The sequence below is a fragment of the Candidatus Poseidonia alphae genome (assembly GCF_943787815.1).
Classification (GTDB): Archaea; Thermoplasmatota; Poseidoniia; order Poseidoniales; family Poseidoniaceae; genus Poseidonia; species Poseidonia alphae.
In genome coordinates this window covers 697,480-711,495 of sequence record NZ_CALSNW010000001.1, presented here as the reverse complement: position 1 = coordinate 711,495, position 14,016 = coordinate 697,480, and the positions used below count along the sequence as shown (strand labels likewise).

Here is a 14,016-nt window from a genome sequence, read left to right as displayed (position 1 = left end):
GACCGCCCCGTCTAGGACCACGTTGCCTCTTGGGTAAAATGTTGGTTGATAATTTTTTGACATTGTTCCGATAAAACAGTGGACTGCCCCACGCGTTCCCCGTCAATGGAGTCCACCCGACAAGCCCCGAGTCCGGATCCGACAACCACCAGTTCATGACATCGGGCAACGAGACGCTCGTTCAACCTCCCTCGCATTACAGGCAATCCAAATTCAGGAAGTCGTGCTTCGAGGAATGATGCGGTGATTCCATCCACTCCTCCATCATCGTCAGCTGGCAGCCAAACCGTTCCGTCTTCATCAAGCAACAGAGGTGTGCCACGGTCACCGTCAACCAATGCGTGTTCATGAACGAAGAGAGCAACATCACAGCCGGCCTTCTCCGCCATTGCTCGGGCGTCATTGTAGGGCGCCCAGTCTCCATGCTTGCATCCGTTTGTTTTTGGATTCCACCGTGGGGCGGGAGTCGATATCGCATCCAATGCTTCGTTGCGAACCGTGAAAGCTCGGTATTGAACCTTCCAACCGGTTTCGCTTGAGTACGACAGTCGAACGAGACCCATTTCCTTTCCTTCAAGCCCCGTTGCTGGAAATTCATCGGGTAGGGCTATTCTCAGCCGCTTAGCGTGGTCCTTCATACGTTTGAGATGTGCAGGAGCGTCAGCAAGCTTTCCTTCTGAATTCACTACCGCGGTGGTAAAGACCTCATCCCGGGGTCCTCTGACTTGACTCATTCCTTCGCCTCAGAGAAGATCGTCTAGGAACGACGTATCAATTTGTGGCGAAGGGGGTGGAGTTTGTTCACCCAAGAGGTCATCAAATACATCCGTACGTACCTGGGGCTGCAATACCGGCTGAGTTTGTTGGTATTCGGAACGGCCGTAATTGTTCCCTTGAATTTGGTTTGCAGCAGTGTAGATGTCAGTCGCTTGTTGCTGAGAAACACCTTGTGGTGGAGCAGGTGCAGGTGAAGAAGGTGCAGGAGGTGCTTGATTCGGAGTGTTCCCCCAGCCTTGGTCTTGGATACCCCAAGTTGCTTCTTGCAGTTCCCAACTCTTCGACCGGCGACTGCTGCTTCCTCTTGAGCGGACAACAAGTACGACCAAGAGCAACACGATGATGAGCATACCCGCCGCAATCAAGTTCGGTCCGGTGAGAAGGGACTCTAGCGACAATTCACCAGAACCGTCTCCATCCGTAGAGCCGCTATCTTCATCTCCGAGTGCGTTCAACTTGACCGAAATTACAGACTCCTTGCTGAGGCTTTCGTCGTAGGGTGTTACGGCGACGTACCACGCACTGCCGTTGTCAAGGGCTTCAAACAAGGAGGGGGTAATCAAGAATGAATTTGACGCCTTGATATCGCCAACCATCGTTGCATCTGCGATGTCTTCAAACGCCGAGTCTGAGATGTAGATATGGTAGCCACGAACTTGTGCATCGGTTGAATGGTCCCATTCAACGAAAATATTGGTTTCATCGTCCCATGAAGCGGCGACCGATTCAATATCAGGGAGGTAATTTCCAGGGTCCGTGACGCCATCGTCAATCGATTGTGCTTTGACAACGGTAAGGTCGGTTGTGTGTGCATTGCCAGATGTATCCACTGCAACCACCGCCACCCAGATGTCTTGGCCAGGGATGACTGGAGTGTCGCCGGCAACCACATCGATGGTGAGCGGAAGTGACGGATTCCTGTCCAGGAACGCGATGGCCGTTAGGGCTTGACCGTTCGGGTTTGCACCAGCAAACTCAAACGTAGCAGCATAGACATTATAGTAAGCAATATCATCAGCATTTGACAGTTCAAAGTCGAGGAGAAGGGCACTTCCATCATCGTTTGGGCGGTCGGTCAATTCCAGTTCAGTCAATCGATCGGGGGGTGTTTCGTCGTTGACGTTGTCAATCGGTGTGACCGTCGCTTGGGCGAGTTCCGTAAGATGCACGTTTCCTTTGATGTCGTGCACGGTAACCGCCACAAACAGTTCAATATCCGGTTGTATGAGTTGAGGTGTTGATGAACTGAGGTCCGTCAATGTTTCACCGTCGCCGTACAAAGCGGATGAGATGGTGAGTTCAATCGGGTTGGTTCGCTCATCGATCCATTGCTTGTTGAAGGTGAAACAACCGCATACATCTGGATTGGTTCCAAACATAGCGTAAGCCACTGCTAGGTCACTGACGGGTTGGTCTGCAACCCATACGGTGTAGGATGCGAAGTCATCTGCGCCAGAAGGCGTCCAAACCACATCGATGGCTGTACCGTCATCGTTTGCATGGTCGAAGGCGAGCAGAGACGAAATTCGCTCAGGTGCGTTACCAGAGCCAATGAGGTTCTGGAAGGGCGTGGCCGTGACGATTCGTACTGAGTCGGTATTTCCGTTGAGCCATGCATCGTAAGCAACGACACCAATGGAGTAAATCTGCCCGTCAATGAGCGGCACGCCGTCCAATGATGAAATGATGGTTTGGTTATCATCACATGAATTAACGACAACGGCTTGTGAGAATCCATCGACGCTGCCAATGATGCCGTCATCACGCGCATCTCCTCCTTGTTTCATGAATACGGTGTAAAACGCACAGTCTTCAGCCAAACTTTGGTTCCAGTTCACCGAAATACGACCGCCTTCATCATCTGCAACGTCAGCAGCAAGAGTTCCCTCAATCGGTTCGGGAGCTTCGTTGTCGTTGAGTTCTCCTGTTGGAACAACAGGGCCGACAACGGTAACATCGGAGAGGTTCTCCTGTCCCGCTTCGTCCACACAGGTGAAGCCGATCCAAACAGGAACGGCGGGTGTAAGCGATAGGATGCTTTGGTTTCCTTCGTTGGGGAGGTACGATGTTTGAACCGAACGTCCAAACGCATCGGTCATGACAGATGTTGAGACGTACACATTGGTTCTGGCCAGGTCAAGAGCGGTACAGCGTGCCCATTCCAATTCAAGGTCTCCGTCTTCTCCATTGCTTCCCATGGCGCTTGCGGTAGCCCACAGCGGCGCACTTGGAATTTCATCTGATGAAGAGGCTGGGCCAAACGGCGCAGAGACTTCGCCCCATCGCCCGTCCGTGTATTCGACGACGATGACTCCGTAGTATTCGGTGCCGTCCATGATCGGTTGTCCATTTGCGGTTTCAATGTCGGCACTGAGGCGACTGTGAAGCGAAACCGCCTTGTCTGGAGCTTGCCCCATCAAAGAGAGTTCGTTAGGAACGGTAGCCCATGGGCCTTCGTTGAGGAAAATCAGGTAGCGAGAAAAGTCCTCGTCATGGACCAAAGACCAGGATGCGGTCAAAGCACTTCCACCATCGTCTGGCCGGTCAACAAGTTCTTCCATGTCAACGGGCGTGTCAGTGCGAACATAATCGTAGGTAATTCGTGCTTCCATCGAACCGTTGGACGGAGAATAGAGTCGAAGTTTAACGTGACGGGTGTTGTCGTACAGCATTCCTTTGTCAAGAGCCAGTTGGAGTGTTGAACCCAAGTTCGGGTCTTGGCTAAGGTCAACGGTTGCATCGTATTTGACCGACACTGACCGTGCCCATACCGCTGCACCGCTTACAGAAGAGGTGAAGATAAGTGGAACGTTTTGCAACATAATTCCATGAGGTCCAGCGCTTCCTTTTGAAGCGTCAAGAGCGTAAGGGCCAGTCGGGTCTACCAAAGTGATGTCAACACCTGGGTGGGTCAAATCGGTGATGTTCAGGCCGCCACCGTTGGTAAGGGCTCGAACGGTTAGAGGATGGGCCCTTCGCATGGTGTAATCGTCAACTTCAGTATACTGCCCGTTGGTCTGCCATCCAACCAATCCTTCCGTAGTTGTCAGCCATACATGAGAACCGGTTACGATTCCATCGATGATGTTGCCCTGATTGAATGAAGTGAGTCTGGCGTGGCTGCTTGTTCTTGATTCACTCAAGGTAGCCGAAGAGCTGCTGAATGCGATGAGTTCATCACCGTTGCTCATCATTCCTTCAACGGGCCAAGTTGGTGTTTGATACGAGGCTAAACCGTCTTCGAAATCTGCACTTGAGGCGTTCCAATGGGTCATTGGGCCAATATCGGTAGCGATGTGCAAGCCCCACCAATCGCCAGTAAGGGCGGTGACCGTGTTGGACGGCAGTTGGTCAAATCTGTGGGTGGAGATCACTTGCATGGTCCCCGTGTCAATCATTGTCACGCCGGGGCGGTCTGCTCCGCGGCCATCATGGCTCAGAACAAGAACAGGGCTTGCTCCGGGTGCGTTTGTTGGGATGACAGTAAGGCCCCATGTTGAAGTGGCCATCAGTCCGTCGGACGCGTCCATTAACGTGGAAGTCTCTGTCAATTCATCCCAAACGATGAGTCCTGAAGGCGTAGCCAGATAGACATCAGTTCCGATCACCAGCACATCTTCAATGACATTGTCTTGTAGGCCGCTGTTGGACGTTACCGAATCCATCCAGTCGTTTGTTGATGTGATGTTAAATCGGCCAAGTCCTCCGTTGGTTCCGATGTACATGATGTTGCTTGATTCGTCAAAACCGTTGACGATATTGGAAGGTAAGCCTGCAATGAGCCGTCCTCCGTCAAACTGCTGTGTGTTGAGGTCAAAGGTTTGAACCCCTGGAGGGCTTCCCCCTTCACCCGCCAAACCGATGACGAGATGATTGTTATAGAGTTGCATTTGGTCAAATTTGTCGTGAAGAGCGCCAGTTATTGCAGCTAGGTTTCTGTTGGTGACGTCGAGTTTCATCAGCCCAGTAGGATTGCTTGCAATGTAGAGTTGGTTTCCTTGGAGGTGGAAATCAGTGGCCCGAGAGTTCGCAGCCATCGCCCATCCGTATTCCCATTGAACGTCACCGTTGGGCTGGAAGGTTCCCTGAAGAATACCTGCTCCGTTGCCGGAGAATTGGCCTTGTGCCGACTGACCGCCTGTTGCAGCCCAAATGTGGGTGGAGTTTCCAGCCATGGCCGTAATTTGGCCGCTAACAAGCCCCGGGAGGTCGACGATTTTCTGCATCCCAAGCGTGGAAAGTGTAGACACGTGACTGTAACCGGATGAACCGCCAGCTTGACCCATCATCCACCCTGTTGTGCCGCCGAGCCACTGGAAGGAAGTTACGGATGAACCTCCGCTTTGCACGTTGGCCTGGGTGGTCGTTGCACCGTTGGAAGACATGATGGAATATCCTCCTCCGATCAAATTGGAACCACCGTTCCCAATCCCATGGCCTACGATGAGTTGTCCGTTTGCATGGGCGAGAGAATCGTACCAGATTCGGTCACTCGGCAAATTGTGGCTTGCCGTTGTTAAACTCGGGAGGAAGGCATTTGAGGAAAAACTGTACTTGGAAATGGGCTGATTGTCGTTGTAATATCCAATGTAGAGGGTGTCGGAGGAATCACAGGTGACTGAAGCGGGAGAAGTCCCGTCGAGTTGTGACCGGTCAAATCCAGGAAGCACGGTTTGATTCTGAATATCAATACGAGCTACCCCGCCGTTGTTGTTGTACATGGCAATGTTGAGTGCTCCACCGCACATCTCCATTGAAATGGGATATCCGTCGGGCATATTGGTGTATGAATCAGCTGCATACGATGACCACGCGCCAGTGCTGTCACGGAGGGAAATAATTCCCTCGGCAAACCCTCCCCATCCTTGGAAGCGAGCGCCTCCAACAACCAGGCTGGAGCCGTCGGTCCAAAGTTCGTAGAAGATCGTTCCTGCATTGGTTGGAAGTCCGTTTCCAGCCGTCCATTTTGCAGCCCATTGGTTGGAGGTTTCGTTGTAACGATGGATACCATCTTCGGCCGCAAAGAGCACATGGCCGTCGTACTCTACGATTCCCCTAACAGGGAGTTCATAATTGTCCCAAGAGCTGATAAGGGTTCCATTTGGTGCATAAAGGTCAAGCTTGAGTTCACCCCAAGCCACCCATGTATTGCCGGTCGTTGAGCGATAGGAAGTGACGCGGTCAATCGACCCTGTTGGTAGGATGTTATTTTCAAATGAATTGCTCGTAGTGTTCCACCTTCCGATGCCTCCAGAGCCATCAGCGTTCCACCATTGAGGGGACACAACACTGGTCATCAGAACGTCTCCGACGAGATTCATCCCAACGATGTCTCCTTGGTTCTCGCCCACCTGCTGGCCAATGTCGAGGTTCCCTAGGTTGGTCAGGTTCAAAACATCGAGACGGCTTACTTCGTCGCTTGCTGTTTTGGAGTGATAATACATGATGTTGTTATGGATAATCATTCCGAATGGATCTCCATTTGCGTCGTAGAGGCCGCTTGATTTCTCAATGTCGTATGCCTCGCCTCCGGTGGTGACGTTGATGAGTTGGAACCCATCACTTCCTCCAATCCAAAGGAGGTTTTGACGAATATCTGCAACCATTCCGGTAACATCGTCGTTACCCCCATCGAGAACACCGTTATCTTCATTGAACGGAGTAAGCCACAGATTCGATGTGATGTTGTAGCGCAATACGCCTAACCCATCGGTTCCGATGTATGCGATATCGCCCATCACTTCAACAACTGCATTTTCAGTTTGGGTGCCTTCTCCCCAATTGAAATCGTGCTGGAAGGTGGACTTGGTGATGAGTCCTACGCCGCTGGTCGTTCCTCCGTAGACGTAATTGTTGTCGTAGTGAACACTGTAAGCGGCCCAATTTGGCATGCCGTCTTGGACGTTTTGACAATCATTGATGGCCATCGTTGCGATGCTGTACTTGCAAACGCCGATGTTTGTACCGGCATACAACGAACCACCGCTAATGCTCGCCTCCACGGCGAAATCGTAGAATTGAGTTGGCCGGGTCTGCCAGGATGAACCCTGGCCGAAATTTGTCATTTGGCTTCCATCCCATTTGCGAGCACCTTGTTGTGTGCCGATGTAGAGGTTGTAACCGTCGCTTGCTAGGGCGTATATGTTGCTGCTCGGCAAAGGAGCATTTCGGCCGCTTGCAAGGAATGGGGATAGAATTTCACCCGTTGAGATGTCTTTGCGAACCACGCCGTATCCCTGAAGACCAAGGTGGAGAATGTTTCCAACCATCGCCACACCTGCATAATCAACCCCGTTAATTCCAGTGGAGCCCCATGGCTCCAGCCATGAATCATTGGCGATGTCGTACCGCAGTATTCCTTTGTCCTCAGTAGCGACATAGGCTTTCCCACCATTGAGCACAACATCTCCAAGAATGGAGGAGGAATCCCAGTTTGTACTGTCGTAGCCTACGCAGGTAGCCGTTGAGCGGTCGATGCTCGCAAACCCACCGTTCTCCAACGACACCACGATTGAATTTGCATTGATGTCAATGCTTAGGAAATCAGAGCCGGTCGCCCAGCAACCTTGTCCATTCCACTGATTGAGGACGGTACCGGAAGATGAGTGTTGTACTACGGTGCTGTTTGATGTTCCAAGGAAGAGATCGGTTCCATCAGAGCCCATAGCCAAGACATCGCCGGCCAGCGGCCAAGGTGCCAGCCACAGTGTATTGCCTGTATCGAACCGGTTGATTCCAGCCCCATCGTCACCCGTGATGTAAAGGATACCATTGATTTCCTCAATGAGGCCCATTTCATCGGTAGTGGGCCCGCTTGAAAGAAGAATACTGCCCTCCATTATCGGGTTATTTCCTGGGGTCAAATGTGCGAGTGTTCCCTCGCCATCGCTGACGAGCAATCCCGTTTGACTCGGAGATGCTGGGCCGAGGTTGGTCCAGAGCATCATGGATTCTGATTCCGATTGCAACCCAAAGTCGGAGAGCGCATGGGTCGTGGAGAATATTCCAGTCGTAGTGTTGTAGGTATGAAGGGATGGGCCGTTCAAAATGAAGAGCTCGTCTCCCACCCTTGCGAGGCCTGCGATGTCGCTGCTGTCAAGCCAATTTGAGTCGCTCCATGTCGACAGCCAGAAACCGGAACTCCAATCATAGCGGGCAAGCCCTGCATCAGAGGAAGCAAAAAGAATTTGATTTCCAGAGATCATGAGTTGGGTCACTTGGTCTGAGTGAAGGTTGTTCGCAGTCGACCATGTCGAAAGCATCTGTCCCGAGACAAGGTCGTATCGGGCAACGCCTGCGCCCTCCATAGAGATGTACAAAACCCCGTTGACTTCCAGCATGGCAAGGCAAGCACCATTCATGTCGCTGACTTTGGTCCACGCTACGCCGTTCCACAGCATCAACTCATCTTGATTTGCGGCATACACGTCACCGGTGCTTGCGATGGCGAATTCATCGAGTTGCTCAAAGGCGGCGTCTGATGCCTCGGGGAGAACGACTTGGGTGCTTGAGTCGGTGAGCGACATTGCAAAGAATCCGTCCTCTGCTGTGAGGAAATGAATGAGATTGTTTGTCGCATCCAGTTCCATGTCCACTACAGCGCTGTCGAAGGTTACCATGTCAATAACCGTTGGATTAGCGTTAGCATCAATCATCAGAAGGTCGTTGTTAGCAGCGACGTACATGAATCCAAGTTCAGGATGAATGGCGTAATCGTTGATGGTGGTTTCAACCGGACGCAGTGATACAGCAGGGTCAACGGGGGCGAGGGCTTGAATGACCATCTCTGTGATTTCTGCATCCGAGGGTAACGTCCACCCAGCATCTGAATTGCTGTTGGGATTCAAGCGGCCTTCATACACGGCACCACTGTCAAATTGATTGGATTCACCCATCGTTCCAAAACCGGACCAATCAAACAAACTCGTTCCCATGCCGTCCACGGCAAGCAGTGGCTCTTCGATAACCATTCCATTCTCTCCACTCACTCGGATTTCGAGTGTAACGTTTGACAATTGCGCACCGGGAGCGAAACTCAGATTCCAATCCGCAGTTGCTTGTGCGCCTTCACCCGGAGTATTCGCTCCAGTAGCGTCGAGTGTCACCCACCCTGTATCGTTGCTACCTTCAAGCGGCCATGTCACTCCACTGGGTTCAGCGTGAGCTGAAACCGTTGGAAGAGTAAGCAACGGAGCCATTGACATCAACACCATGAGCAGCACCATCGATAAGGCGCGGCCAGCCGCTCGGGAGTCATTCACAGCCCTTCGGGTTGGATTCATAGAACGCACCGGTCTTTCAGGGTATTTGAAAGGGGCTCCTTCTTGACTAAACAATAATTCAACAAAATCCTTTGAAATCGCGTTCATTTAGCCCATAAATCGGTTTCGCCTCCACATCAGAGCCTCCAAGAATCGCATCTCATGAGCGATGTTTCACACAAGACTCAAACCATAAGTGTCTGCCGTTGGATAAGGGGTCCTTATGGAACGAGAAGCCAAAGAGCGACTGCTTCGCAAAGAAGCACTGGAATACCACGAGGCTGAACCGCGTGGGAAAATCAAGGTCGTACCAACCAAACCGCACGCTACTGCCCACGAATTGAGTCTCGCTTACTCCCCTGGCGTAGCCTATCCCTGTTTGGAAATAGAAGAGCGCCCAGAAGACGCTTACAAATACACCTCAAAGGGCAACCTTGTTGCTGTTATCTCCAACGGAACCGCCGTTCTTGGCCTCGGCAATATTGGTGCTTTAGCCAGTAAACCTGTCATGGAGGGGAAAGGCTTGCTTCTGAAGACGTTTGCCGGAATTGACGTATTTGACATTGAAGTGGATACCGAAGATCCTGAAGAATTCATCAGTACAGTTGTCAACATCTCCAAAACCTTCGGGGGCATCAACCTTGAGGACATCAAGGCCCCTGAGTGCTTTGAGATAGAACGACGTATCGCAGAAGCCACCGATGTTCCCGTCATGCACGACGACCAACACGGAACGGCCATCATCTCTGCAGCAGCGTTGCTGAATGCAGCAGAATTGCAAGGCAAGCCCCTCGACGGGCTGAAGGTTGTTGTCATCGGTGCAGGAGCTTCAGCCATCGCATGTGCCAACCATTACATCGCCATCGGAGTGAGCATCGAGAACATCACGCTCGTTGACAGTCAAGGTATCGTCACAAAGAAGCGACTGGACGCCGGTGAATTGAACGAGTACAAAGCGCCTTTTGCTCATGACCGAGCGCCGGGAGATCTTGGTGACGCTATGAAAGGCGCCGATGTGATGTTGGGTCTTTCGCGAGGCGGTTTGGTTTCCCAAGACATGGTTAAGAGCATGGCGGACAAACCGATTATCTTTGCATTAGCCAATCCAACACCAGAGATTCTGCCGGAGGAAATTCTTGCCGTCAGGCAGGATGCGATTATCGCCACAGGGCGTTCCGATTACGTGAATCAAGTGAACAATGTATTGGGCTTCCCTTACATTTTCCGAGGCGCCTTGGACGTGCGCGCACGGGACATTACTCAAAACATGAAGATGGCCGCAACCCGTGCCCTTGCTCAACTCGCCAAAGAACCCGTTCCAGACTACATCTCAGCAGCCTATGATGGCGTTGTGATGCAATACGGACCCGAGTACATCATACCGAAGCCATTTGACCGCCGCGTCTTAATTTGGGAGGCTGCCGCCGTTGCACAAGCTGCAGTTGATGAAGGAATCACCGGAGTGAGTGCGGAAGATTTTGACATCAACCGCTACAAAGAAGAACTTGAATCACGGTTAGGTGAATCGTATTCAGTCATGCGCCAAGTCATCAATCAGGTCAAAGGAAAGGGCAAGCGAATCGTGTTCCCCGAAGGAGATAACGAAGCCGTTCTTCGCGCAGCTGCACAATTGGCTGAACAGCGTATCTGTATTCCGATTCTGCTTGGACCAATTGACCGCATCGACCGAATGGTTGGAGAATTGGGCCTGCACTTTGAGTACGAACGGTACGACCCAAGGTACGATGAGCGACGAAAAACCGTCTACGCCGATGCATTTTTCGAGCGTAGGCAGCGTAAAGGAACCACATGGCCGGATGCGGCGCGGTTGCTGAAAAGCCGACCGTATTTTGCAAGTCAGATGGTCCAATTGGGTCATGCTGACGGGTTCGTAGGCGGGGTAAGTCGAAACTATGCTGACGTGCTGCGCCCACCCTTACAACTGATTGGGAAATCAAAAGGCAGTCATTGCATTATTGGTTGCTACATGATGAACATCAAAGGACGAACAATTTTCCTGGCTGATGCCACGGTGAACGTCTATCCTGACAGCAGAACACTCGCAGAGATTGCCGTTCAGACTGCAAAGGTCGCTCGTCGCTTTGGCATCATACCAAAGGTCGCTATGCTTTCGTTTTCGAACTTTGGCTCCACCCGTGCCCAACGAAGTGAACGCATCGAAGACGCCGTTGAATTGGCGCGTGAACTTGACCCATCGCTGGTTATTGATGGGCCCATGCAGGGGGACACGGCCCTCAACACTCTCGTTCAAGATGAATATCCGTTCATGAATCTTGAAGGTCCAGCCAACGTTTTGGTTTTACCTAATCTTGCAGCAGCCAACATTGCCTACAAATTATTGGAGGAACTTGGAGACGCTGAAATGACTGGACCGATTCTTGAAGGAATGGACCGGCCTGTTCAATTGGTGGCGCGACAAGACGGTGTTCGACACATTGTCAATATGGCAACAATCTGTGCCGCAGATGCCATTCGCGGCGAGTCTTATTGGGACACACTATCGGATTCTACCACCGAGGATTGAACTTCTTCAAACCGTAAGGTAGGGCGCTTTGGTCTCCAAATTGCACCGGTGATGAATCCAGCACATAACCCTCCGAAAAAGAGGTTGAACCATCCGTCAATGGCGTAAGCCCCCATGCCCCGTGCTATTGGTATCGCAAAGGATGGAACAATTCCGAGAAGCGTGGTCCAAAGCAGTTCAGAACGAATGTTGGCCCATGCATCGGTGGATGAAGGCACACGTTTAGGCGGGGCCGTTCGGATTGGGGAGAGCACCAATCGCGCAAAGACGCCGGGAAGAGGTCGTTGCGATGGAACCGTTCCTTTTGCAAATACTGCTGCATTGCGAGGGTGGATGGCCATCACTGCGGATTGAGATGATGCCGGACCGATGAATTCGTTCGGGCGAGGTCGTCCGTCCATCATGGCCCCGCGGTTGTTTGATGCTGGGCCGTCGGCAAGGCGTTCGTTTGTACCCGCGCTCAGCGCTAGTACACCTTGTTGTTGAGCGAGATACCATTCTGATTCAGAAGGAAGGCGGACTTCCCAAGAACCCTCGTTGGCGTCAGAAAAGGCTTTGAATTCTGTAGATTCCATGATCGTTTGACACAGCCCTACAACGTCGTTTGCCGTCAGGTCGTCCATCGGAAGGTTGGCTTTAGACGATGGAATAGGGGCTTCCAGTGCTGTTGCGACATCCGCATGAGTGAGGAATTCATTCATGATGAAAAACGCCGGCAAGCGGACTTCGTAAGCGGGGCGTTGACTGGAGTAAATCCATCCGCCTTTGTTCGTTCCAAGAACAAGTGTATCCGACGCGACTTCTTGAAAGCCGATGGATCCAAGGCGAGCCATGTTCTCACTTCACAAGCGTGCGTTCCATACGGTTGTACCATGAGATTCCAGCATCATGGTCGGTGAGCAGTTTGAATTGGGGGAATGGAGAGACTGAACGCATGTAACCAAAGGCTGCGAAATCGACCAAATCGGGGCTTGAACCCCCGAAGAAATCTTCACCGTCGTGCGAGTCAGTAAACTCGCTGAGCAAATCATGCCAGAGTTGTTTGGGTTTTCGACCGTCCTTTTTGACGCGCTTTCTTGCGATGATTCCCCACATGATCGGAAATCCAGCCCACGCATACAGGCGCTTAGAGATGAAGCCGAACTTCTCAATTTTAGAGATTCGAGTTGTCGTTTTGAGAGCAGAACCAAGAGAGCCATACAGAATGGGTACGGTTGCTTTAGACATGTGAAGGTCAACCCATTCAAGCCACTGCTTTTGCCGATCAGCGTCACCCATAGCAGCCAGTTTCCCGCCGTTGTATGCAGCATCTATGTGCTTCAAAAGCGGTGTTGAATCAACAAAGTGCTTTCCGTTTTCGTCCGTGAAGACGGGAACTTTCCCCCAGTTGTCTGTGAACGCAACCTCCTTCTTGATTTTCATTCCATTGACCGGAATGTATTCGATGTCCATTCCGAGGTGTTCAATTAATCCTCGGACCTTCCAACAAAACGGGCAGGTGTAGAGCATGTGTAAGGTTGGGGTTTGACCCATGGTGGAGGCTGAGGACTGCCCTTATTCAATTCTCGTTCGCTTCAACGTTCTCAGGCTTCCACCCTGCTTTCCAGAAATCAAGATCATCCAGCCACGCTAACCACTCTTTGTCGGTACATGTCAAAAGACGGAAGGCTCTGCTTTCCAATCCCTCGCGATTGGATGGATTCAGCATACCTTCTTCGGTAGCGTCCCGCCATTCAACTTGCATGTGTCGAATTTGTCGCCGCGCTTCTTCGGGTTGGTCAAAATTCATCTCACACACATCGCGCAGTTCGCTGATCCATGTTCGTGTATCTTTGAGAAGAGGGTCGTTTACAACAGGTCGGGACGGCGTTGATTTTTTCCCGAAAGGCCACCATCCCATGGGGAACCACCTGTGCTTTTGGTTAATTGACCTGTTCATCGCGCAAGGGATTGAAGAACTCAACCCGAGAGGACCGGGCATGGGCCGAATTACCGTTCACCTCCATGGGAAAACGAAAGACAAGGCCTCGGCCATGCTGATTGAAATGTATGGCAAACGTTTGGAACAGCGGTCCATTCGTTGTGTTATGCACTCGGGGAAACTCACCCCACAATCCTACGTCACTCAACTCCTTGCGATGAGCGGAGAACTTGTTCTCTTGGACGAGGGAGGCATTCTTGAGTCGTCAATTCAGTTCTCAAAACGCGTGGAACAATGGGGTTTGTCAACCGGAGATGTCCACCTCGCCATCGGTCCTGCTGAAGGATGGCCAAAGGATGATACCGTCACCGGTCTTTCCAGACTCTCACTTTCACCGATGACCTTTCCTCATGAACTTGCATCGGTCATGCTCGTTGAACAACTCTACCGGGCAACGGAAATTTCCCGCGGTTCGGGCTATCACAAAGCATGATATTCAACCGATGATTCAC

At 51.7% G+C, this 14,016-nt stretch carries 7 protein-coding genes; 2 read left to right on the top strand and 5 right to left on the bottom strand.

Going from position 1 to position 14,016, the window contains the following annotated elements; translation table 11 throughout:
- Positions 1-11: 11 nt before the first annotated feature.
- Positions 12-734, bottom strand: coding sequence for an aminotransferase class IV (locus tag AAA857_RS03095; RefSeq protein WP_338173010.1), 723 nt, complete (start codon positions 732-734; stop codon positions 12-14).
- A 9-nt stretch (positions 735-743) separates the two neighbouring features.
- Positions 744-9,059 (bottom strand): hypothetical protein, encoded by an 8,316-nt coding sequence (locus AAA857_RS03090; protein ID WP_338173009.1) that lies wholly within the window; start codon positions 9,057-9,059, stop codon positions 744-746.
- Positions 9,060-9,261: 202 nt separating this feature from the next.
- Between AAA857_RS03090 and AAA857_RS03085 the strand changes: the two genes are divergently transcribed.
- Positions 9,262-11,583: an NADP-dependent malic enzyme gene (locus AAA857_RS03085; protein ID WP_338173006.1), complete on the top strand. Its 2,322-nt coding sequence runs from the start codon at positions 9,262-9,264 to the stop codon at positions 11,581-11,583.
- Here AAA857_RS03085 and AAA857_RS03080 read toward each other — a convergent pair.
- Genes AAA857_RS03080 through AAA857_RS03070 form a run of 3 tightly spaced genes read right to left on the bottom strand, consistent with a single transcriptional unit; the run spans position 11,544 to position 13,483 of the window.
- Positions 11,544-12,416, bottom strand: a complete 873-nt coding sequence (locus AAA857_RS03080) for a hypothetical protein (RefSeq protein ID WP_338173004.1) — start codon at positions 12,414-12,416, stop codon at positions 11,544-11,546. The two genes, AAA857_RS03085 and AAA857_RS03080, sit on opposite strands and share 40 nt — an antisense overlap.
- 4 nt (positions 12,417-12,420) lie before the next feature.
- Positions 12,421-13,116 carry a glutathione S-transferase gene (locus tag AAA857_RS03075; RefSeq protein ID WP_338173002.1) on the bottom strand — a complete coding sequence of 232 codons (696 nt, stop codon included), beginning with the start codon at positions 13,114-13,116 and terminating at the stop codon, positions 12,421-12,423.
- A 25-nt stretch (positions 13,117-13,141) separates the two neighbouring features.
- Positions 13,142-13,483 carry a hypothetical protein gene (locus AAA857_RS03070; protein WP_338173000.1) on the bottom strand — a complete coding sequence of 114 codons (342 nt, stop codon included), beginning with the start codon at positions 13,481-13,483 and terminating at the stop codon, positions 13,142-13,144.
- Between the two features lie 79 nt (positions 13,484-13,562).
- On the opposite strand from AAA857_RS03070, the gene AAA857_RS03065 reads away from it, so the two are divergent.
- On the top strand, positions 13,563-13,997 hold the full coding sequence (locus AAA857_RS03065) for a 23S rRNA (pseudouridine(1915)-N(3))-methyltransferase RlmH (protein WP_338172998.1): 435 nt from the start codon (positions 13,563-13,565) through the stop codon (positions 13,995-13,997).
- The last annotated feature ends 19 nt before the right edge of the window (positions 13,998-14,016 follow it).

Coding starts and splice junctions, on each gene's coding strand:
- AAA857_RS03095 (WP_338173010.1), bottom strand. CDS start 734: ATGAGTCAAGTCAGAGGACCCCGGGATGAGGTCTTTACCACCGCGGTA.
- AAA857_RS03090 (WP_338173009.1), bottom strand. CDS start 9,059: ATGAATCCAACCCGAAGGGCTGTGAATGACTCCCGAGCGGCTGGCCGC.
- AAA857_RS03085 (WP_338173006.1), top strand. CDS start 9,262: ATGGAACGAGAAGCCAAAGAGCGACTGCTTCGCAAAGAAGCACTGGAA.
- AAA857_RS03080 (WP_338173004.1), bottom strand. CDS start 12,416: ATGGCTCGCCTTGGATCCATCGGCTTTCAAGAAGTCGCGTCGGATACA.
- AAA857_RS03075 (WP_338173002.1), bottom strand. CDS start 13,116: ATGGGTCAAACCCCAACCTTACACATGCTCTACACCTGCCCGTTTTGT.
- AAA857_RS03070 (WP_338173000.1), bottom strand. CDS start 13,483: ATGGGATGGTGGCCTTTCGGGAAAAAATCAACGCCGTCCCGACCTGTT.
- AAA857_RS03065 (WP_338172998.1), top strand. CDS start 13,563: ATGGGCCGAATTACCGTTCACCTCCATGGGAAAACGAAAGACAAGGCC.